General features: G+C 65.8%; 19 protein-coding genes. 12 read left to right on the plus strand and 7 right to left on the minus strand.

From position 1 onward, the window contains the following. Positions 1–101 precede the first annotated feature (101 nt). A complete protein-coding gene (gene gloA2 / locus Herbaro_RS05570; RefSeq protein ID WP_275012837.1) occupies positions 102–497 on the plus strand; it encodes an SMU1112c/YaeR family gloxylase I-like metalloprotein in 396 nt (131 codons plus the stop codon). A 103-nt stretch (positions 498–600) separates the two neighbouring features. Continuing rightward, the gene (locus Herbaro_RS05575) at positions 601–819 is read left to right on the plus strand and encodes a hypothetical protein (protein ID WP_275012838.1); all 219 of its coding nucleotides are present in this window, start codon (positions 601–603) and stop codon (positions 817–819) included. A 258-nt stretch (positions 820–1,077) separates the two neighbouring features. On the opposite strand, the gene Herbaro_RS05580 is transcribed toward Herbaro_RS05575, so the two are convergent. From Herbaro_RS05580 to Herbaro_RS05590, 3 genes are all read right to left on the minus strand, one after another. Beyond that, the gene (locus Herbaro_RS05580) at positions 1,078–3,453 is read right to left on the minus strand and encodes a TonB-dependent siderophore receptor (RefSeq protein ID WP_275012839.1); all 2,376 of its coding nucleotides are present in this window, start codon (positions 3,451–3,453) and stop codon (positions 1,078–1,080) included. A gap of 224 nt (positions 3,454–3,677) precedes the next feature. Next, a complete protein-coding gene (locus tag Herbaro_RS05585) occupies positions 3,678–4,667 on the minus strand; it encodes a FecR domain-containing protein (protein WP_275012840.1) in 990 nt (329 codons plus the stop codon). A gap of 24 nt (positions 4,668–4,691) precedes the next feature. Then, positions 4,692–5,204 (minus strand): sigma-70 family RNA polymerase sigma factor, encoded by a 513-nt coding sequence (locus Herbaro_RS05590; protein WP_275012841.1) that lies wholly within the window; start codon positions 5,202–5,204, stop codon positions 4,692–4,694. 206 nt (positions 5,205–5,410) lie between these two features. On the opposite strand from Herbaro_RS05590, the gene Herbaro_RS05595 reads away from it, so the two are divergent. Beyond that, on the plus strand, positions 5,411–5,614 hold the full coding sequence (locus Herbaro_RS05595; protein WP_275012842.1) for a hypothetical protein: 204 nt from the start codon (positions 5,411–5,413) through the stop codon (positions 5,612–5,614). A 12-nt stretch (positions 5,615–5,626) separates the two neighbouring features. Here the strand turns inward: Herbaro_RS05595 and Herbaro_RS05600 are convergent, their stop codons facing one another. After that, positions 5,627–6,838 carry a LysR family transcriptional regulator gene (locus tag Herbaro_RS05600; RefSeq protein WP_275012843.1) on the minus strand — a complete coding sequence of 404 codons (1,212 nt, stop codon included), beginning with the start codon at positions 6,836–6,838 and terminating at the stop codon, positions 5,627–5,629. Between the two features lie 146 nt (positions 6,839–6,984). Here Herbaro_RS05600 and Herbaro_RS05605 point away from each other — a divergent pair, with 146 nt between their 5' ends. The 6 genes from Herbaro_RS05605 to ligK all read left to right on the plus strand — a co-directional run bounded on the left by Herbaro_RS05605 (position 6,985) and on the right by ligK (position 13,137). Further along, positions 6,985–7,851: an amidohydrolase family protein gene (locus Herbaro_RS05605; protein ID WP_275012844.1), complete on the plus strand. Its 867-nt coding sequence runs from the start codon at positions 6,985–6,987 to the stop codon at positions 7,849–7,851. Continuing rightward, on the plus strand, positions 7,848–8,756 hold the full coding sequence (locus tag Herbaro_RS05610; RefSeq protein WP_275012845.1) for a substrate-binding domain-containing protein: 909 nt from the start codon (positions 7,848–7,850) through the stop codon (positions 8,754–8,756). Before Herbaro_RS05605 ends, Herbaro_RS05610 begins: the two co-directional genes overlap by 4 nt. Before the next feature lie 134 nt (positions 8,757–8,890). Further along, complete coding sequence (gene dctA, locus Herbaro_RS05615) at positions 8,891–10,222, plus strand: C4-dicarboxylate transporter DctA (RefSeq protein ID WP_275012846.1); 1,332 nt, start codon at positions 8,891–8,893, stop codon at positions 10,220–10,222. Positions 10,223–10,322: 100 nt separating this feature from the next. Further along, positions 10,323–11,351 (plus strand): porin, encoded by a 1,029-nt coding sequence (locus Herbaro_RS05620; RefSeq protein ID WP_275012847.1) that lies wholly within the window; start codon positions 10,323–10,325, stop codon positions 11,349–11,351. A gap of 62 nt (positions 11,352–11,413) precedes the next feature. Beyond that, complete coding sequence (locus Herbaro_RS05625) at positions 11,414–12,445, plus strand: amidohydrolase family protein (RefSeq protein ID WP_275012848.1); 1,032 nt, start codon at positions 11,414–11,416, stop codon at positions 12,443–12,445. Beyond that, the gene (ligK, locus tag Herbaro_RS05630) at positions 12,442–13,137 is read left to right on the plus strand and encodes a 4-carboxy-4-hydroxy-2-oxoadipate aldolase/oxaloacetate decarboxylase (RefSeq protein WP_275012849.1); all 696 of its coding nucleotides are present in this window, start codon (positions 12,442–12,444) and stop codon (positions 13,135–13,137) included. Before Herbaro_RS05625 ends, ligK begins: the two co-directional genes overlap by 4 nt. Before the next feature lie 77 nt (positions 13,138–13,214). On the opposite strand, the gene Herbaro_RS05635 is transcribed toward ligK, so the two are convergent. The 3 genes from Herbaro_RS05635 to Herbaro_RS05645 form a co-directional block, all read right to left on the minus strand. Next, positions 13,215–13,514, minus strand: a complete 300-nt coding sequence (locus Herbaro_RS05635; RefSeq protein WP_275012850.1) for a cupin domain-containing protein — start codon at positions 13,512–13,514, stop codon at positions 13,215–13,217. A gap of 182 nt (positions 13,515–13,696) precedes the next feature. Continuing rightward, the gene (locus tag Herbaro_RS05640; protein WP_275012851.1) at positions 13,697–14,281 is read right to left on the minus strand and encodes a flavin reductase family protein; all 585 of its coding nucleotides are present in this window, start codon (positions 14,279–14,281) and stop codon (positions 13,697–13,699) included. A gap of 118 nt (positions 14,282–14,399) precedes the next feature. Continuing rightward, positions 14,400–15,320, minus strand: a complete 921-nt coding sequence (locus Herbaro_RS05645; protein WP_275012852.1) for a dihydrodipicolinate synthase family protein — start codon at positions 15,318–15,320, stop codon at positions 14,400–14,402. Positions 15,321–15,491: 171 nt separating this feature from the next. On the opposite strand from Herbaro_RS05645, the gene Herbaro_RS05650 reads away from it, so the two are divergent. From Herbaro_RS05650 to Herbaro_RS05660, 3 genes are all read left to right on the plus strand, one after another. Beyond that, positions 15,492–16,445, plus strand: coding sequence for a LysR family transcriptional regulator (locus Herbaro_RS05650; protein ID WP_275012853.1), 954 nt, complete (start codon positions 15,492–15,494; stop codon positions 16,443–16,445). Between the two features lie 2,467 nt (positions 16,446–18,912). Then, entirely contained in the window at positions 18,913–20,250 is a 1,338-nt protein-coding gene (locus Herbaro_RS05655) for an MFS transporter (RefSeq protein WP_275012854.1), read from the plus strand. Between the two features lie 66 nt (positions 20,251–20,316). Continuing rightward, positions 20,317–21,147, plus strand: coding sequence for a phosphogluconate dehydrogenase C-terminal domain-containing protein (locus Herbaro_RS05660; protein ID WP_275012855.1), 831 nt, complete (start codon positions 20,317–20,319; stop codon positions 21,145–21,147). Positions 21,148–21,155 lie beyond the last annotated feature (8 nt).

A 21,155-nucleotide genomic window follows, 5' to 3' on the forward strand; every position in this document is an offset into this window, starting at 1 on the left:
TGGCAGGCATGCGGCGGCGATCGGCACAAAGCCATTGAACATTTGCGCCGCCGCATGTTCTGATGGAGGTTCCGTCATCACGGCGCCCGCCGCCTTCCGCCATGTTCTTGCAATCCATTCATCACGTCGCGATCATCTGCTCCGACTACGCGATCTCCCGCGCCTTCTACGTCGATTTGCTGGGCCTGCGCGTGATCGCCGAGAACTACCGCGCCGAGCGCGGCTCCCACAAGCTCGACCTGGGCTTGCCGGACGGCGGGCAGATCGAGCTGTTCTCCTTTCCCGCGCCGCCGTCGCGGCCGTCCCGTCCGGAGGCCTGCGGCCTGCGCCATCTCTCGTTCGCGGTCGCCGACGTGGCGCAAGCCACGGCCTGGCTGGAGCGGCACGGCGTGGCCGTGGAAGCGATACGCACCGATGAATACACCGGCCGGCGTTTTACCTTCTTCGCCGACCCTGACGGCCTGCCGCTGGAACTGTACGAGCAGGCCGCGGCATGATGCTTGTCGCGGCGACAAGTCCTGTCGCCGGCATGGGCATGTAACCGAAATGCAATGTCCCGCCTATATAATCGATCAAATCATTTCCTCCACGGAAGCAGCCATGTCGTCGCTCACCTGCGGCTTCACCTATCGCAATTTCGAGGTCACCATCGTCGGCTATGAAATGCCGGGCGGATGGCGGCTTGCCGTCGAATTGCGCAAGGGCGCCGAGGTCGAGCTGCTGCGCGATACCGAGAGCCTGTATCCGGATTTCGCCAGCCTGCGCAGCATGGGCATCTGGACCGCCCACCTGGCGATCATGCGCAAGACCACCGTGTAGCCGCTGCGGCATCCATGCGACAACGCCCGCGATTGCGGGCGTTGTCGTTTGCGCATGCCGTCTTTCTCGCCAGGCGTTTCAGGCGCGCTTGAGCGCCTCGCCGACGGTGTCCGCCCACGGGGCGGTGGGGCGGCCGCCCGGGTGGAGGCGCTGGCCGACCGGATCTAAGCCAGCCTGCCGCGGATCATGGCGTTGCGGCAAGACGCCTGAGGCCGGCGCGGCCGGAAGAAGAACGCTTACAGGCGCAACGCTTCAGGTTCACCACCTGTAGCGCGCGCTCAGGATCGCCGTGCGTTCCGGCGCCCAGAAGCAGGTCAGCGTCGGCTCGGCCAGGCAATAGGTGTATTGCTTGTTGGCGATGTTGTTCACGTTGAGCGCATAGCGCCAATGGCCGCTGGAGAAATGCAGCACGGCGTCGAACACGGTGACCGCGGCGTTCTGCACGGTGTTGATGGCGTTGGCGTAGTTGCGACCGGTGTAGCGCGCGCCGCCGCCGATGCCCAGTCCCGCCAGCGAACCGTCCTGCACCGCGTAATCCATCCACAGCGAGGCGGCATGGCGCGGCACCAGGATCGGCGTCTTGCCCTGCAGGTTGGCGGTGGTGTTCTTCGTGTTCTCCACCTGCGTGTAGGTATAGGCTGCGGCGATGTTCAGCCCGCGCACGATCTCCCCCTTGGCTTCCAGCTCGATGCCGCGCGAGCGCACCTCGCCGGCGGGCACCGAGAAATTGTTGTGCAGCGGGTCGCTGGTGAGCACATTGGTCTTGGTCAGGTCGTACAGCGCGGCGGTGTACAGGCTCTTGCCGTTAGCCGGTTGGTACTTCACGCCCACCTCGTACTGTTTGGCCTTGGACGGCTGGAAGGGCGTGCCGAAGAAGTCGGATCCGGCTTGCGGCAGGAAGGAGGTGCTGTAGCTGACGTAGGGGGCAAGCTCGGGCGTGACCATGTAGGTCAGGCCGACGCGCCCGCTGGCCGCGGAGTCGTCGGCCGTCACGCGGGTGTTGGCGAGGTAGTTGCGCGTGCTGTCCCTGGCGCGGTCGTAGCGGGCGCCCGCGGTCAGGACGAGGCGCTGGTACTTGACCTGGTCCTGCACATAAAGGCCGGTCTGGGTCAGCGTCTCATCCAGGTTGCCGAACAACTGGGTGGGCGCGGCGATCGGCGTGGCGTAGTCCGGCGCATTGATGTTGAAGGTCGGGGCCGTGCCGCGATAGCGCACTTCGCGGTCGGTCATGCGCAGCCAGTCCAGGCCCAGCAGCACCGTGTGCTGCGTGTCGCCCCAGTTGAATTTGGCCTGGGCCTGGTTGTCCAGCAAGGTGTTGTCGACCTGGCTGTAGTAGATCGCCGTGGTGCGCGTGATCAGGTTGCCCGCCTGCGCCACCGGATTGACGGCGGAATAGGTGGAATCGAGGTGGGCCTGGCGGAAGTTCTGGCGCAGCGTCCAGGTGTCGTCCAGGCGGTGCTCCAGCTGGTAGCCGAGCGACCATTGCTCGTTGTGCTGCTTGTCGAAATCGGGGTTGCCGTAGAGCAGGTGGGTCTTGGTGCCGTCCGGGCGCACCGCGGTCCAGCGCCCGCTGCCGCTGCGATCGTTGGTGTAGCTGGCCAGCAGCGTGAGCGAGGTGTCGGCCGAGGGGCGCCAGGTCAGCGACGGCGCCAGGAACACACGGTCGTTGTTGCCGGCGCGGCCATTGCCATAGTCGAACTGGTTGTCGGCGTCCAGCAACAGGCCGACGAAGCGGCCCTGCAACTTGCCGTCCTCGTCGAACTTGCCGTTCAGGTCGGCCGCCACCTGGCGGCGCTGGAACGAACCGACGTCCACCATCAGCTCATTGCCCGCACCGCTGCCGGCGACCTTGGCGACGCGATTGATGGTGCCGCCCGGGTCGCCCTGGCCGAACATCACCGATCCCGCGCCGCGCAGCACTTCCACGCGCTCCAGCCCGTAAGGCTCGGTGCGGAACGTGCCGAAGCCGGCGCCCACCTGTCGCAGGCCGTTGAGGAAATCGCTGGTGTTCTGGGCATTGATGAAGCCGCGCAGGTTGAAATAGTCATAGCCGCGCGGGTCCACGCCATGGGTCTCGGTATTGGCGCCGGGCATGTAGCGCAACACTTCCAGCACGCTGTTGGCGGCGCGCGCGTCCATCTCGTCGCGGGTGACCACGGAGATCGACTGCGGGATTTCGAGCAGTGGGGTGTCGGTCTTGGTCGCGCCCGCGCTGCGTGTGGCCAGGTAGCCGCGCACCGGCCCGGCGGCGCTCTGCCCATCGGGCTGGGCCGAGACGGTGATATTGGGCAGCGTGCCTTCGATGGCGGCGGCCGGGCCGGGGGCCGTCGCCTTGCGCAGCGAGTAGCCGCCGCCGGGTTGCGCCACCGCTTCCAGTCCGGTGCCGCGCAACAGCGAGCGCAAGGCCGCCTCCACTCCCGTCTCGCCCGACAGTCCACCGGTGGTCACGCCGTTGACCAGCGCCGGATCGTAGGACAGGTTCACGCCGGCGCTGCGGCCGAAGCGATCCAGTGCATTGGCCAGCGGGCCGGCAGGGACATCGAAGTGCCTGAGCGCGGCGCCCTCCGGCAAGGCGGCCGGGGTTTGCGCCTGCGCGCCCAGGCAGGCGCCGAGCAGGGCAAGCGAGATCGCCACGGCCAGCGCAGAACGGCGAGGATGGACGGATGCCGCAAACGCGGCGGAAGAAGCGGTAATGGACGCGGCAGGACGAGCAGCGTGCGATGCGATGGAATTCATTGTGGTTCCCGACAGTGAGAAAGTGGCTGCCTGTTTCCAGGCCTCTTGTCTGTCAGGTCGGGCGAGATGCCAAATCCCCTCATTTTTCTTGAAATATTTTTCGCGGCGGCCGCAAGTCCCGGTCAGGATTGGCTCGCCGGGCCGACCACCACCCACAGCCGGGTGCGGTAACTCACGCTCACCGGTTGGGTCTGAAGCAGGAATTGCAGCGCGCGGTCGGTGTCGGCGACATGGAACAGCCCCGACACGCGCAGTCCGGCCACTGCCGGATCGCAGCTGATATGGCCGCGCCGGTAGCGCGCCAGTTCGGTCAGCAACGCGTCCAGGCGGATGTTCTGGCCGGCGATGACGCCGTCGGCGAAACCGTCGGCTGCGAACTCCTGCTCAGGCGCGGCCAGCGCGCCGTCGTCGGCCAGCCAGCCGCTTTGCCCCGGGCGCACGATGAGCGACGCGCCGCCGCCGGCGGGATGCAGTTCGACCGCGCCTTCCTGCACGCTGATGCGCGCGCGCTGCGACTCCAGTCGCACCACGAAGCGCGTGCCCAGCGCCTGCATCTTGCCGAAGGGCGTGAAGACCCAGAACGGCCGTTTCGACGCCGCCGCGCCGTCGGCGCCGGTGGTGACCATGATCTCGCCCCGGCGCAGGATCAGCACCCGGCGCTCGCCCGAGAAATCGGTGCTCACCGCGCTGTCGGTATTGAGCACGACGGCGGTGCCGTCCTCCAACTGCAGCCGGCGCTGCTGGCCGACCGCGGTGCTGGCCTCGGCCGTCAGGCGCTGCCAGCCCAGTTCATCGCGCAAGCTCCAGCCGAACAGGGCGGCGACGCCGCCCAGCGAGAGGATCTTCAGCGCGCGCCGGCGCTGCGCGTCTTGCCGGCGGTGCTCGCGGTCGGCCGCCGCCAGCACGTCGCGGCCCAGCGCCGCCTGCAACGGCGCGATGGCCGGCTTGAACGCGCCCACCCGTTCCCACGCGAGCCGGTGCAGCGGATCGGCCTCCAGCCAGCGTTGGAAGCGAGAGCGGGTTTGCTGCGTGGGTTCGCCGTAGTTGAGCTTGACGCCCCACACGATGGCGGCGTCGATCACCGCGTCGGGCAGGCGCTGGCTGGTTGGCATGCTGGCGCTTGACGTCATGCGCGCCTATTCGAAACGCAGCGCATAGCAGGCGCGCAGGGCGCGGGCGATATGACGCTCGACGGTGGCCAGCGAGACCCCGAGTTCGCGCGCGATCTGCGGGCAGGTGAGCCCGTCCAGCTGGGCCAGCAGGAAGGCGTTGCGCACCGCGGGCTTGAGGCAGTCGAGGATGGCGTCGATTTCCACCAACGCCTCCAGGAACAGGGCGCGGCTTTCGGCCGAGGGCGCCTGCGCTTCGGGCAGGGCGGCCAACGTCTCCAGCCAGGCTTGCTCGAGCTCGCGGCGGCGCCAGTGCTCGATCACCAGGCGTCGCGCGATGGTCGAGAGAAAGGCCTTCGGTTCGCGCGCGGCCACCGGTTCCTGCCGCGCCAGCAGGCGCATGAACACGTCCTGCGCCAGGTCGGCGGCATCGAAGGCGTTGCCCAGCTTGTAACGCAGCCAGGCTTTCAGCCAGCCGTGATGGTCGTGGTAAAGGGTGCGCACTTCCTGCTGCAGTAAAGACGAATCGGCGGCCGCCAAGCTTCCCTCCCCGGGATTATTTTGGATTGATATAGCAATTCAAATGAGAATTGTTTGCATTATGTGGGAAGGCAGACGTTTCGCGCAAATTTATGTAAGGAGGCCTGCGGGCCGCCGCATGCGGGCCTGCAGGCCGGAATAGATGTTGCAGTGAGGATTTGTGAGGAGTATATTTCCACATGGAAATATAACAATTGGAGGCAAGCGTGAAACGCTACCCAGCCGTCATCCTGTTGCTCCTCGCCGTTGCCGGCTGCAGCCGTTCGCCTGAAGAACAGCTGGCCTACCAGCACGCGGAGGAGCAATACCAGATCAACCAGCGCAACGCGCAACTGCTGCGCCAGGCCCCGGATTCCCCGGAAGAGGGGCAGGAGCGCGCGCCGCGCGGCAGGGAGCCGGCCGGCTCGTGACGGCGCCGCGCCTCAGCGCACGATGCGGCACTGGCGCCGCAACTGCTCGATGAAGGCTTGCTGCACCGGCGTGGCCAGCCAATCCGCGCGGGTGGTGTAGCCCACGGTGCGTTCGGCCTTGGGCGGCACGACATCCAGCGCCACCACGTCGTTGCGGTAATTGCCGTACAGGATGTGCGAGCGCGAGAGCAGCGAGATGCAGTCGTTTTCTTCCAGCATGGCCATCATCATGGCCAGCGAACTGGTCTCCACCACCACGCGCGGACGCTCGGGCAGGGTGGCCAGCATCAGCTCCACTACCGTGCGGCGCGGCATGTCCTGCTGCGGCACCACCCAGCCGTAGGCGGTGAGATCCTTGCGCGATATTTTCTTGCGGCCGGCCAGTGCGTGGCCGCGTCGCACCACCACGGCGTAGGGATCGGTGAACAGTTCGGTCTCGGCCACGCCGCCCTCCAGTCGCGGCTCGCGCAGGGCGCCGACGATGATGTCGAGCTTGCCGAAGCGCAGGTCCTCCAGCAGCCGCGCATGCGCGCCTTCGCGGATGGTTACCGCCACGTTCGGATACTCTTCCTGCAGGCGGGCGATGGTGCGCGCCAACAGGCGCTGCGGCAAGAGCGGCAGCACACCCACCGACACTTGCCCGCTGGCCAGGCCGCGCGCGGCCACCAGGTCCATCGCGGCCTGGTTGATCTCATTCATGGCGATGGCCAGGCAGCGCGCGAATTCCACCCCCACCGGATTGGCCGAGACGCTGTGCACGCGGCGCCGGTACAGCGCCGCGCCGACGGTGGCTTCCAGCTCGCGCGCGGCGCGGTGCACCGCCGGCTGCGAGATGCCGAGCCGGCGCGCGGCCTCGGCCGCCGAACCGAGTTGGGAGATGGCGATATGGCAGCGCACCTGGGCATCGGTCAGGTGGCGGCACACTGCCGCCGCATCGTGCGCGCGCGGTTTGCCGCCGGCCAGCACGGTGGCCACGGCGGCTTCGATCTGCTCCAGCATGCGCCGCACCCGCCGCTGCAACAGCCGGCCTTCCTCGGTCAGGTCGCTGCCGCCGTAACCGCGTTCGAACAGCACGGCGCCGAAGCTTTCTTCCAGTTTCTTGATGGCCAGGCTGACCGCCGGTTGCGTCAGTCCGACCGCCTCGGCCGCATGACTGATGCCGCCTTCCCGGCACACGGCGTCGAACAGCGCCAAGCGGCGCAGGCGGAGATTCTCGTCGGACATCCTTGCCTCATCATTTTCCGGTGCATTTATGGATGATAAGCTTAATATAAATTTATGGGATGTGGCGCAGTTGAAATTAGCCGATATCGTCTCGCTTCAATACACTTTGCCTGTTTCTGCCGCGAAGAGAATATTGGAGCTTAACAATGTACGACATCGTCGATACGCATACCCACGCCATTTCGTCCGACCACGTGCGCTATCCGCTGGCGCCGGTCGGCGGCAAGCAGTCCGACTGGTCGGCGCACCGCCCGGCCGACTACGGCAACCTGCTGGCGTCCCTGGATGACGCCGGCATCGCGCATGCGATGGTGGTGCAGGCCTCCACCGCCTACGGCAACGACAACCGCTATGTGGTGGACGCGGTCAGGGCGCATCCCGACCGCTTCTGCGGCGTGTTCTCGATCGACGTGCTGGCGCCGGACGCGGTCGACAAGTTCAAGCATTGGCTGGCCGAAGGCATGTCGGGCCTGCGCCTGTTCCTGACCGGCACCACCATGCCCGGCCAGGCCAACTGGCTGGACGATCCTCGCTCCTTCCCGGTGTGGGAGTACGCCCAGGCCAACGGCATCTCGATCTGCCTGCAGATGACCGCGGCCGGCATCCCGGCGCTCAAGGGCATGCTGGAGCGCTTCCCCAGGGTGCGCGTGCTGCTGGACCACCTGGCGCGTCCCGACCTGGCCGGCGGCCCGCCGTACGAATCGGCGCGCTCGCTGTTCGAGCTGGCCGCGTATCCCGGCGTCTACCTCAAGCTGACCAACCGCACCATCGCCGAATCGGGACGCGGGCTGTCCACGCCGCAGGCCTTCTTCCCCCGGGTGCTGGAAGCCTTCGGCGCCAACCGCATCGCCTGGGGCTCCAACTTCCCCTCGGCCGAAGGTTCGCTCAAGTCGCTGCTGGCCGAGGCGCAGGCAGGCCTGGCGTTGCTCTCCGAGTCCGACCGCAAGTGGATCTTCGGCGACACCGCGCGCTCCATCTATCCTGAGCTCACGCGCATGGGAGCGGCCAAATGAAACAGCAAGACGGCGTGCTGCACCTCACCGCGGCGCTCAAGAAATATCCGCACACGCAAGGCCTGATCGAGGGCGCCATCGCCGAGCCCGGCCTGCGACTGGATTGCCAGGTGGTCGAGCCGATCCATCGCGCCTTCGCGCCGATGGCCCGCAGCCAGGCCTACGACGTCAGCGAAATGGCGATCGTCACCTTCCTGCAGGCCAAGGCCTACGGCAAGCCGCTGGTGATGTTGCCCAGCGTGCTGGCGGCGCGGCTGCAGCAAGGCTGCATCGTCTACAACAGGCGGCGCGGCCCGCTGGGCGTGATCGACCTGCCCGGCGCGCGGGTCGGCGTGCGCGCCTATACCCAGACCACCGGCATGTGGGTGCGCGCCATCCTCGACGGCACCTACGGCGTGGCCAGCGACAAGATCGAATGGATCACCTTCGAGGGCGGCCACCTGGAAGAGTATCGCGACCCGGCGTTCGTCACCCGCGCGCCGACCGGCAAGGAGATGCTGCAGATGCTGCTGGACGGCGAGATCGACGCTGCCATCTTCGGCAACGACCTGCCCGACCATGAGGACATCGCGCCGCTGATCCCGGATCCGGCCGCGGCCGACCAGGTCTGGTACGGGCAGCACGGTTTCTATCCGACCAACCACGTGGCGGTGATGCGCAGCGATATCGCGCAGGCCGACCCGGAAACCGCGCGCGGCGTGTACCGCCTGTTGCGCCGGGGCAAGGACGCCACCCCCGATCCCGTGGCTGCGCGCAAGCGCGTGCCGGACGGCATCGAGGCGATGCGCGGGGCGTTGGAAATGATCATCCGCCATTGCGAGCGGCAGCAGCTGTTGCCGCGTAAGATCGGCGTGGACGAAGTCTTCGCCGATAGCCTGGCATTGCTCGGCGCCGAGGCGCGCTGAACCCGCAAGCGGCGGCGCGAACCACGCGCCGCCCAATGACGCGGCGCCCGCCCGGGCGCCCCGATCCGACGTCGCCGCCAAGAGCGATATGGAAAGAACCAGACCATCTTATTGAGGAGAGCATCAACGTGGACATGAAAGATTTGCCCGTCCCACGACAGAAGACCAGGAAGCCGTTCTATCGCGACATTTCCTTCCAGGTGCTGGTCGGCATCGTGCTCGGCGTGGTGGTGGGGCATTACTGGCCCAACATCGGCACCGCGTCGCAACCGTTGGGCGACGCCTTCATCCGCCTGATCCAGATGGTGGTCGGCCCGGTCATCTTCTGCTCGGTGGTGAGCGGCATCGCCAACGCCGGCGACATGAAGAAGGTCGGCCGGGTCGCGATCAAGGCGCTGATCTACTTCGAGGTGGTGACATCCATCGCGCTGGTGATCGGCCTGGTGACCATCAACGTGCTGCAGCCCGGCGTGGGGATGAACATCGACGTCAACGCGCTCGACAAGGGCGCGGCCAACAGCTACATCACGCAGGCCAGCCACTTCGTCTCGACCAGCACCTTCCTGCTGAACCTGATCCCCAAGACCATGGTCTCGGGCTTCGCCAACGGCGACATCCTGCAGATCCTGTTCGTCTCGGTGCTGTTCGGCTTCGGCCTGGCCGCGGCCGGCGAACGCGCCAAGCCCATGCTCAATGTGCTGGAGAGCTTCGCCCAGGGCGTCTACTGGATCATCGGCCTGGCCATGAAGATCTCGCCGATCGCCGCCTACGGCGCCATCGCCTTCACCGTCAGCAAGTTCGGGGTCGGCTCGCTGGTCTCGCTGGGCAAGCTGGTGGGTGAGTTCTACCTGACCTGCCTGCTGTTCTTCGTGCTGGTGCTGTGGCCGGTGGCGCATTTCAGCGGCTTCTCGCTGTTGAAGCTGATGCGCTACATCCGTTCCGAACTGCTGCTGGTGCTGGGCACGAGCTCGTCGGAAAGCGTCTTCCCGCAGTTGCTGCGCAAGCTGGAGCAACTGGGTTGCGAGAAATCGGTGGTCGGCCTGGTGCTGCCCGGCGGTTATTCCTTCAACCACGACGGCACCTGCCTGTACTTCGCCGCGGTGTCGGTGTTCCTGGCCCAGGCCACCAATACCGCGCTGGGCTGGGAGCAACAGCTGGCCCTGCTGCTGGTGTTGCTGATCACCTCCAAGGGCGGAGCCGGGGTGGCGGGTTCGGCCATCGCCGTGCTGGCTGCCACGCTGGCCTCGACCAACGCGATCCCGGTGTCGTCGATCGCGGTGGTGCTGGGCGTGCACCGCCTGCTGTCCTCGGCTTTCGTCTTCGTCAACATCACGGGCAATGCGCTGGCCACGGTAGTGGTGGCGCGCTGGGAAAACGCACTCGACCGCGACCGGCTCAAGACTGAGCTCGACGCAGGTTATGTCGAACCGGAAGTCGCCATCAAGAGCGTCGCGGCGCACCACTGAACGCAGTCGTCGTTCAGGCCGTATCAAGCAATAAAAAACAACCAATAAACAGCCAACTACCATTTGTCGCATGCCGTGAGGCATGCGGGGGAGATCACGCATGAAAAAATTCGTCCGCACCTGCGCCGTCGTCGCCGCCGTCGCACCCGCCATGCATGCCGCGCATGCCCAATCGAGCATCACCATCTTCGGCACCGCCGACGGCGGTGTGCGTTACCAGACCAATGCCAACGCGGCCGGCGGCAACAAGGTCTTCATGGGATCGAACGGCTGGAACAGCTCCAACAAGATCGACATCGCCGGCAGCGAAAACCTGGGCGGCGGCATGGAAGCCCACTTCCTGCTGGAAAACGGCTTCAACCTGGCCACCGGCGCGCTGGACAACACCACCAACACCCTGTTCCAGCGCCAGTCCTTCGTCGGCATCAAGGGCGGCTGGGGCGCGCTGGACATGGGGCGCCAGTACACCATCTCGCATGACTTCATCTCGGACTACGATCCGTTCCACTTCAACTACACCTCGCTGATCCCGCTGACCCAGGCCTCCAGCGGCACACGCTTCTCGAACGACCTGAAGTACACCGGCGAATTCGGCAACTTCAAGTTCGAGCTGGAGAATTCCTTCGGCGAGGCCGCCGGCAACTTCAACAACGGCTCGGCGCGCGGCGTGGGCCTGCAATACTACGCCGGCGACCTGACCGTGGGCGCCTCCTACAACCGCCGCTTCGTCCAGGTCGGCGCCACGTTCCGCAACGAGAACTACTACCTGACCGGCGCGGCCTACAAGTTCGGCAACTTCGCGCTCTCCGGCGGCTACATGATCGACACCATCGAGATGCCGGCCAACATCGCCAACACCGTCACGCGCAACATCTTCGGCGGCGCCAGCTATTCGTTCTCGGATCGCGTCAAGCTGACCGGCGGCTTCTACAAGACCGCGGTGTCGACCGACCGCGCCCAGAGCAAGAACATGAGCATCGTCGGCCTGGACTACTACCTCTCCAAGCGCACCAAGCTGTACGTCGAGGCGGACTACAACAAGTACCGCCGCGCCGTGGTCACCACCCTCAACACCGTCGGCGTGGGCCACCAGATGGCCTACACGATGGGCATCAACCACCGCTTCTAGTCGTTTCGCGGCGCGGCCGTCCCGGTGGGCGGCCCGCCGTTTTTTTTATCGGGAGAATCCGCATGATCATCGATTGCCACGGCCACTACACCACCGCGCCCAAGGCGCTGGAGGACTGGCGCAACCGGCAGGTCGCCAACCTGAACACGCCGGAGCTGGGGCCGAAGGTCGCCGAGCTGCGCATCAGCGACGACGAGCTGCGCGATTCCATCGAGACCAACCAGCTGCGCCTGATGAAGCAACGCGGCGCCGACCTGACCATCTTCTCGCCGCGCGCGTCGTTCATGGCGCACCATATCGGCGACCTCAACACCAGCCAGACCTGGGCGGCAATCTGCAACGAGCTGTGCCATCGCGTGGCGCAATTGTTCCCGGATCACTTCATCGGCGCGGCCATGCTGCCGCAGTCGCCGGGGGCGGACATCCGCAGCTCGCTGGCGGAGCTGGAGAAATGCGTGAAGGAGTACGGTTTCGTCGGCATCAACCTGAACCCGGATCCGTCCGGCGGCCACTGGACTTCGCCGCCGCTGTCAGACAAGTCCTGGTATCCGCTCTACGAGAAGATGGTGGAGCTGGAGGTGCCGGCCATGATCCACGTGAGCACGAGTTGCAACGCCTGCTTCCATACCACGGGCGCGCACTACCTGAACGCCGACACCACGGCCTTCATGCAGTGCCTCACCTCCGACCTGTTCAAGGACTTCCCGACGCTGAAGTTCCTGATCCCGCACGGCGGCGGCGCGGTGCCTTACCACTGGGGCCGCTTCCGCGGCCTGGCGCAGGAGATGAAGAAGCCGCTGCTCAAGGATCACCTGTTGAACAACATCTTCTTCGACACCTGCGTCTACCACCAGCCGGGCATCGACCTGCTCACGCGGGTGATTCCGGTGGAGAACGTGCTGTTCGCCTCCGAGATGATCGGCGCGGTGCGCGGCATCGATCCCGAGACCGGGCATTACTACGACGACACCAAGCGCTACATCGACGCGGCCGACCTGACCGCGCAAGAGCGCCACCAGATCTACGAGGGCAACGCGCGCCGGGTGTACCCGCGCCTGGACGCCGCCCTGACAGCGAAAGGATTGCAAGCATGAGCACACCGATGAACCAGTTGGGCATCGTCAAGCGCAACATCGTTCGCGCCGATGGCGCCGCGGTGGAGAAACTCTCGCGCTTCGGCGTGGCCACCATCCACGAGGCCATGGGGCGCGTGGGCCTGATGAAGACCGTCATGCGTCCGGCGTGGCCGGGCGCGGCCATGTGCGGCGCCGCCGTCACCGTGCTGCTGCAGCCGGGCGACAACTGGATGCTGCACGTCGCGGCCGAACAGATCCGGCCGGGCGACGTAGTGGTGGCGGCTTGCACCACCGACAACGAGGACGGTTTCTTCGGCGACCTGCTGGCCACTTCCTACCGCGCGCAAGGCGCGGCCGGGCTGGTGATCGATGGCGGCGTGCGCGACGTCAGGGAACTGCAGGAGATGGGCTTCCCGGTGTTTGCGCGCGCCATCAGCGCCAAGGGCACCGTCAAGGCCACGCTGGGTTCCGTCAACATACCGGTGGTTTGCGCCGGCGCGGCGATCAATCCGGGCGACGTGGTGGTGGCCGACGCCGACGGCGTGGTGGTGGTGCCGGCCGCGATCGCGCAGCAGGTGGCCGACGCCGCCGAGGCGCGCGAGAACAACGAGACCGACAAGCGCGCCAGGCTGGCCGCCGGCGTGCTCGGCCTGGACATGTACAAGATGCGCGAGCCGCTGGCCGCGGCCGGGCTCAAGTACATCGATTGAAACGGTGCGCGCGGCAAAGGCGCAAATGAAAAGGGCGGCCGCATCGGCCGCCCTTTCTTTATCTGCGGTCGGGCCGCTCAGGACTTGCGCGCCACCCAGTAGGTCGCGCCTTCTGCCGTATAGCGCTCGGCGTGCGGCGTGCCTGGCATCAGGTGGAAGCGGTCGCCCGGCAGCAGGCGACGCTCGGCCTCGCCCTGCACGGACAGGAACATTTCGCCCTGGACCACGATGGCGTTGGCTTCGAAGGGATGGGTGTGGATCTCGACCTCCTCGGCTTGTTTCCAATGGCGTGCGACGACTTCGTCGTAGCCTTGCGCCAGCATGGTCTGGCGGAACTGTTCGAAGCTGAGGGCTGGCTGTACGGCTGGCTGGTTCATGATGTCTTCCTGCGAAGGGTTGGCGGATGCTTGTTGTCGTGGCGAGGGCGCATGCAGTGCCGCCGCCATTGCACTATAGCGCGTCGCCGGATGTCTTGCCGGGCGCGCCGCGCCCACAAAAAAGGCGGCCGCGGCCGCCTGGGGTGGTCATCTCCGCGTGGTCTCGCGGGATTTATTTACCGTTATTTACCATTGGGAATCCTGGCCTGGATTTGGTTGCCGGCCGTCACGAACTTGCCTGCGCCCAGGTGATGCAGGGTGTGAAGTTCGGCGTTGTCGGCGGTGAAGTTCCAGTGGCCGTTGTCGAAGATGCGGGCGTCGGCCGCCGCCGCGACCACCTCGCCGAAGAAGGTGTCGTAGGCTTCCTCGCTGCGCGGTTCCGGCAGCCAGCGGCATTCCAGCCAGGCCGAGCAGCCCCGCTCGATGATGGGCATGCCCAGTTCCGGACCGGCGCAGGCCTCGACGCCATAGTGCGCGAACTTGTCCATGTCGCGCCCGCTTTCGCTGCCCACGGCGTAGGTGAAGTCCATCAGCGCCGGGCCCGGCACGATGATGCCGAAGCTGCCGGAAGCGGCGATCAGTTCGCGGGTCCAGGTGCTCTTGTCGAGCACCACGGCGATGCGCGGCGGGGTGAACTCCACCGGCATCGACCAGGCGGCCGCCATGATGTTGCGGCGGCCCGCGTGGGCGGCGCTGACCAGCACGGTGGGGCCGTGGTTGACCAGGCGGCTGGCGTGGTTCAGGGCGACGGGACGGAAATGGCTCAAGGCGGGCTCCTCGGTGCGGTAGCGGAAAAACGGCAGGATGACACAGTTCGCGCAGGCGCGAGCGGGAATGAAAAACGGGAGCCGCCGGCTCCCGTTTTTTCTATGCGGTTGCAGCCGCTTACTTGCCCCAGCTCAGCACCAGCGGGTCGAGGCGGCGCGCCACGCGCAGCAGGCCTTCGCGCACCTTGGGATGCATCGGCGGCTGCGGATGGCGCAGCATGTCCGACTTGATCACGCCGCCTTCCACCATCAGCGCCTTGCAGGCGGCCAGGCCGCATTGGCGGTTTTCGTAGTTGATCAGCGGCAGCCAGTTCATGTACAGCTCGGCAGCCTTCTCGGTGTCGCCGGCGAAGTAGGCGTCGACGATCTTGCGGATACCGTCGGGATAGCCGCCGCCGGTCATGGCGCCGGTGGCGCCGGCGTCGAGGTCGGGGATCAGGGTGATCGCCTCTTCGCCGTCCCACGGACCGACCACGGCGTCGCCGCCCAGCTCGATCAGCTCGCGCAGCTTGGAGGCGGCGCCGGCGGTCTCGATCTTGAAGTAGGAGACCTGTTCGATCTCCTTGGCCATCCTGGCCAGGAAGGGCGCCGACAGCGGCGTGCCGGCCACCGGTGCGTCCTGGATCATGATGGGGATGTCGATGGCGGCCGAGACGCGGTCGTAGAACTCATAGATCTGCTTTTCGGAAACGCGGAAGGTGGCGCCGTGGTACGGCGGCATCACCATCACCATGGCGGCGCCGGCGTCCTGCGCGGCGCGGCTGCGCTCGGCGCAGATCTGGCTGCCGTAGTGGGTGGTGGTGACGATCACCGGCACGCGGCCGGCCACGTGTTCCAGCACGGTGTTCTGCACCAGGGTGCGTTCCTCGTCGGACAGCACGAACTGCTCGGAGAAGTTGGCCAGGATGCACAGGCCGTTGGAGCCGGCGTCGATCATGAAATCGATGGCGCGCTTCTGGCCTTCCAGGTCGAGCTTGCCGTCCTGGTCGAAGATGGTCGGGGCGACGGGGAATACGCCGCGGTAGATGGGGGTGCTCATGGTGTCTCCGCTTGTGTGTGAATGCGATGGGCCGTATGCCGGGACAGCGTCCAGGCGCCGGATGGCGATGAATATACGTGCGGCGGCAGGGGCTGTATAGTGAAGACTTTCCATCATGTGATCGCTTTTGCGACTCACCGTGGGCCATCCCCGATCTCGCCGCCGACCGCCATGAAACCAGCTTCCAGCCCGCAGAACCTCAACAGCCTGCTCTCGCGCCTGCGCATGAAGCAGCTCCAGCTGCTCATCGCGCTGGACGAGCACAAGTCCCTGCACAAGGCCTCCAACGCCCTGGCCATGACGCAGTCGGCGGCCAGCAAGTCGCTGGCCGAGCTGGAGGCGCTGCTGGACGCGCAATTGTTCGAGCGCACCAAGGCCGGGCTGATCCCCAACCAGTTCGGCCATTGCGTGATCCGCTACGCGCGGCTGATGGCCACCGACCTCGGCGCCCTGTGCGAGGAGATGGCGCAGATCCGCTCCGGGCGCGGCGGCCGGCTGGCCATCGGCGCGGTGATGGGGGCGGTGCCCGGCATGATCGTGCCGGCCATCAACGAGCTGCACCGGCGCAACCCGGAGCTGGCGATCGACATCGTGGAGGACACCAGCGTGAACATGCTGGGTTTGCTGGACGACGGTCACCTCGACATCCTGGTGGCGCGCGCCAGCGTCTCCGGAAATCCCGGCAAATACCATTACCAGCCGCTGTCGGACGAGCCGCTGTCGGTGGTGGTCTCCAGCGAGCATCCGCGCCTGCGCGGCAGGAACGTCAGCCTGGCCGACCTGGCCGGCTACCGCTGGGTGACCTATCCCAGCCACATGCCGATGCACGCCGTGCTGGAGCGCGAGATGGACCTGGCCGGGCTGGCCATGCCGGCCAACACCATTTCCACCGCCTCCACCTTCGTCACGGTGGCGGTGCTGCAGCAGTGCACCGATGTGGTGTCGATCCTGCCGACCGGGGTGGCCGAGATGTTCACCCGGCGCGGCATGCTGCGCATCCTGCCGGTGAAGCTCAAGGCGATGTCGCAGACCATCGGCATCGTCACGCGCAAGGGCGGCGAGCTGTCGCCGGCGGCGCGGGTGTTTGTGGGATTGTTGCGGGAGCGGTTTGGCGGGAAAGGGTGAGCTTGCTTGCTCTGTTTGTCGTTCTTGCGGAAGCGGATCTCGTGTCGTTCAGCCGATCTTGATGCATGGCAAATGCCACTGGGTTCCTGCTTGTGCAGGAACGACACGCAGTAAGTATCTTGAGCGTGGAGAGGTGTTGACCACCTCCTCCGTGTCGTCCCCGCGAAGGCGGGGATCCAGCGCCGTTCAACGGCGGTCGAGGCATGATGAACGCCACTGGGTTCCTGCTTTCGCAGGAACGACTAGCAGGAGGGAATTCAATCCGCCGGCTGTACAAGTTCTCTCCTCCGTCGTCCCGGCGAAGGCCGGGATCCAGCGTCGTTCGTCGCACCTCACCGGACTCCGTTCGGGCTGAGTAGCCGCTTTGGCGGCGTATCGAAGTCGGCGTGGATGCCGTCGTTGTTTTGGGTAGTCTGGTCTTGCTGTGTGCAGATGTACCGGCTTTAGTCTTGTCTTTCTCTGGTCGGGCCGGAGCGCCGGGGGCGGCCCGGCAGCCGCTCACTTTCTTTGGCCCGCCAAAGAAAGTAAGCAAAGAAAACGGCCCCTAAGTGCCAGCCCCTTCGGGGTGCCCGTCGGAGCGGCACAAAAAGTGGGGTCGTCAGAGTCGCTGCGCTCCGACTGACGCCCTGATCCACTTTTTGCGCCGCTCCGACGGCTGGCCCACAAGGGGAAAGCGTAGCCGGCTCGCCTGCGGCCTCGCGCTGCCTCCGACTCGCCTGCGGCTTTGTCTTGCTTGCTGCTCGTTGGCTGTCCCTTTGGCGAATCACTATCTCATTTAATCCGTCGCCCCCGCGAAAGCGGGGATCCAGCGCCGTTCAACGGCGGTCGAGGCATGATGAACGCCACTGGGTTCCTGCTTTCGCCGGAACGACAAGCAGGAGGGGATTCCATCCGCCGGCTGTACAAGTTCTCTCCTCCGTCATCCCCGCGAAGGCGGGGATCCAGCGACTTTCGTTGCGCTCCTTGGACTCCGTTCGGACTGAGTAGCCGCTTTGGCGGCGTATCGAAGTCGGCGTGGATGCCGTCGTTGTTTTGGGTAGTCTGGTCTTGCTGCGTGCAGATGTACCGGCTTTAATCTTGTCTTTCTCCGGTCGGGCCGGAGCGCCGGGGGCGGCCCGGCAGCCGCTCACTTTCTTTGGCCCGCCAAAGAAAGTAAGCAAAGAGAACGGCCCCTAAGTGCCAGCCCCTTCGGGGTACCCATCGGAGCGTCGCAAAAAGTGGGGTCGTCAGAGTCGCTGCGCTCCGACTGACGCCCTGATCCACTTTTTGCGCCGCTCCGACGGCTGGCCCACAAGGGGAAAGCGTAGCCGGCTCGCCTGCGGCCTCGCGCTGCCTCCGACTCGCCTGCGGCTTTGTCTTGCTTGCTGCTCGTTGGCTGTCCCTTTGGCGACTCACTATCTCATTTAATCCGTCGTCCCCGCGAAAGCGGGGATCCAGCGCCGTTCAACGGCGGTCGAGGCATGATGAACGCCACTGGGTTCCTGCTTTCGCAGGAACGACAAGCAGGAGGGGATTCCATCCGCCGGCTGTACAAGTTCTCTCCTCCGTCATCCCCGCGAAGGCGGGGATCCAGCGACTTTCGTTGCGCTCCTTGGACTCCGTTCGGGCTGAGTAGCCGCTTTGGCGGCGTATCGAAGTCGGCGTGGATGCCGTCGTTGTTTTGGGTAGTCTGGTCTTGCTGCGTGCAGATGTACCGGCTTTAATCTTGTCTTTCTCCGGTCGGGCCGGAGCGCCGGGGGCGGCCCGGCAGCCGCTTACTTTCTTTGGCCCGCCAAAGAAAGTAAGCAAAGAAACCGGCCCCTAAGTGCCAGCCCCTTCGGGGTACCCGTCGGAGCGGCACAAAAAGTGGGGTCGTCAGAGTCGCTGCGCTCCGACTGACGCCCTGATCCACTTTTTGCGCCGCTCCGACGGCTGGCCCACAAGGGGAAAGCGTATCCGGCTCGCCTGCGGCCTCGCGCTGTTTCTTACTCGCCTGCGGCATCGATTCCTTGGCTCGCTATCTCAATTAAGCCGTCGTCCCCGCGAAAGCGGGGATCCAGCGACTTTCGTTGCGCTCCTTGGAGTCAGAACGGAATCTGGCGAGGTGCGACAAAAGACGCTGGGTCCCGGCCTTCGCCGGGACAACAGAGGCGATGGTTCAGAGGCGATGGCTGACAAAGGAAGGTCTATCGCACCTGGCCATTCGGAGCATCCGTTTCGCGACGACAACCCTCGCAATACTCATCCCACGCGTGCAAGAAATTAATGCAGACTCGATTTAGACAATGGTATAGTGATTATACCAGTTGCTAATTCACGTCTTTTGTAAGGGAAAGACGTGGCAACCGGCAAGAAATTACAAAGAAACATAAAAGCGGCAGCCAGGCGGCCTGAGGGTTCGCAGCCCCGTCGTCCCTGGCGCAATCAAAAAAAAGCAGAGGTTGTCGTTGATCGGGCTTCAGCCTCTCAACCTACCAGGAGACAGACAGTGGAGACCACCGCCAGCGCCGTCGAAAGATCGGCCATCCGCAAGGTCGCGATGAGGCTAGTGCCTTTCGTGGGCCTGATGTTTTTCATCAATTTCCTCGACCGCACCGCGATTTCATTCGCCGGTCCCAACGGCATGAGCAAGGATCTTGCGCTGACCGCGGCCCAGTTCGGCTTCGCCGCCGGCGTGTTCTTCATCGGCTATGTGCTGCTGGAGATTCCCAGCAACCTGGCCCTGCACAAGTACGGCGCGCGCCGCTGGCTGGCGCGCATCATGGTGACCTGGGGCGTTGTTGCGCTGCTGTTCACCTGGGTCAGCAGCGTGGAAGGCCTGTATGCGCTGCGCTTCCTGCTGGGCGTGGCCGAAGCCGGCTTCTTCCCGGGCGCCATCCTCTACCTGAGCCTGTGGGTGCCGGCGCGGCACCGCAGCCACATCCTGGCGCTGTTCTACCTGGCCCAGCCGCTGACCATCGTCATCGGCGCGCCGGTGGCGGCGCTGCTGATCGAGGCGCACGGCCTGTTCGGTCTGGAAGGCTGGCGCGTGATGTTCGCCGGCGTGGCGCTGCCGGCCATCGTGGTGGGCGTGATCGCCTGGTTCTACCTGGCCGACAAGCCGGCCGAGGCCAAGTGGCTGACCGAGGCCGAGCGCAAGTGGCTTACCGCCGAGCTGGCGGCCGAGCGCAGCGGCAAGCAGGTGCAGCATACGCAGCACGCCGGCGCGGCGCTGAAGAACGGCCGCGTGTGGATGCTGTCGCTGGTCTACTTCGGGCTGATCTACGGGCTCTACGCGCTGGCCTTCTTCCTGCCCACCATCATCGGCGGTTTCGAAGCCCAGTTCGGCGCCAAGTTCAACGTGTTCCAGAAGGGCCTGATCACCGCCATTCCCTACGCACCGGCGGCCGTCGCGCTGTTCCTGTGGAGCCGCGACGCCACCCGCCGCGGCGTGCGTAGCTGGCACGTCGGCCTGCCGGCGCTGCTGGGCGCCATCAGCATCCCGGCCGCGCTGTACATGCAGACCCCGGCCGCCACCGTGCTGGCCATCACCGTCACCGCTTGCGCCATCTTCTCGGCCTTGCCGACCTTCTGGTCGATCCCGGCGCGCTTCCTCTCGGGCGCGGCGGCGGCGGCCGGCATTGCGCTGATCAACACCGTGGGCAATGCCGCCGGTTTCATGGCGCCCTTCGTCACCGGCGCCATCAAGGATGCGACCGGCTCCTACCAGGCGCCGATGTTCGTGGTCGGCGCGCTGATGCTGGTGTCGGCCGTGGTGATCTTCGCCATCGGCGCCGGCGCCAGGGAAGAAGCCGCCGAGCTGCAGGGCAGGGTCGTGGCGGAATGAGGAACAAGCCCGCGGGCGGCCTGCCCGCGGGGAACGATGCAGTTTTGTCTTGAACGGAGAATGATCATGAAAGAAAAAATCGCGCTGTTTGGCGCCGGCGGCAAGATGGGCGTGCGCCTGGCCAAGAACCTGAAGAAGTCCGACTACCAGGTCGCCCACGTCGAAGTCAGCGAAGTGGGGCAGAAGCGCCTGCGGGACGAGGCCGGCATCGAGTGCGTCGGCATCGACGCCGCGCTGGACAATGTCGACGTCGTCATCCTGGCGGTGCCCGATACCCTGATCGGCAAGATCGCCGCCGAGATCTCGCCCAAGCTGCGCGCCGGCGTGATGGTGATGACGCTGGACGCGGCCGCGCCCTTCGCCGGCCACTTGCCGGATCGCCCGGACCTGGTCTACTTCGTGGCCCATCCTTGCCATCCGCCGATCTTCAACGACGAGACTACGCAGGAAGGCCGGCGCGACTTCTTCGGCGGCGGCGCCGCCCGGCAGTCGATCACCAGCGCGCTGATGCAAGGCCCGGAGTCGGCCTTCGACCTCGGCGAGGACGTGGCCAAGGTGATCTACCAGCCGATCCTGCGCAGCTACCGCCTGACGGTGGAACAGATGGCGATCCTGGAGCCGGGCCTGTCGGAGACCGTGTGCGCCACGCTGCTCTACGCCATGAAGCAGGCGATGGACGAGACCGTGCGCCGCGGCGTGCCGGAAGAGGCCGCGCGCGACTTCCTGCTGGGCCACATGAACATCCTGGGCGCGGTGATCTTCAAGGAGATCCCGGGCGCTTTCTCGGACGCCTGCAACAAGGCCATCCAGAACGGCCTGCCGCGCCTCTTGCGCGACGACTGGTTGAAGGTGTTCGATCACGATGAGATCGCGGAGAGCATTCGCCGCATCACCTGACGATCCCC

Source organism: Herbaspirillum sp. WKF16 (assembly GCF_028993615.1).
Taxonomy (GTDB): Bacteria; Pseudomonadota; Gammaproteobacteria; order Burkholderiales; family Burkholderiaceae_D; genus Herbaspirillum.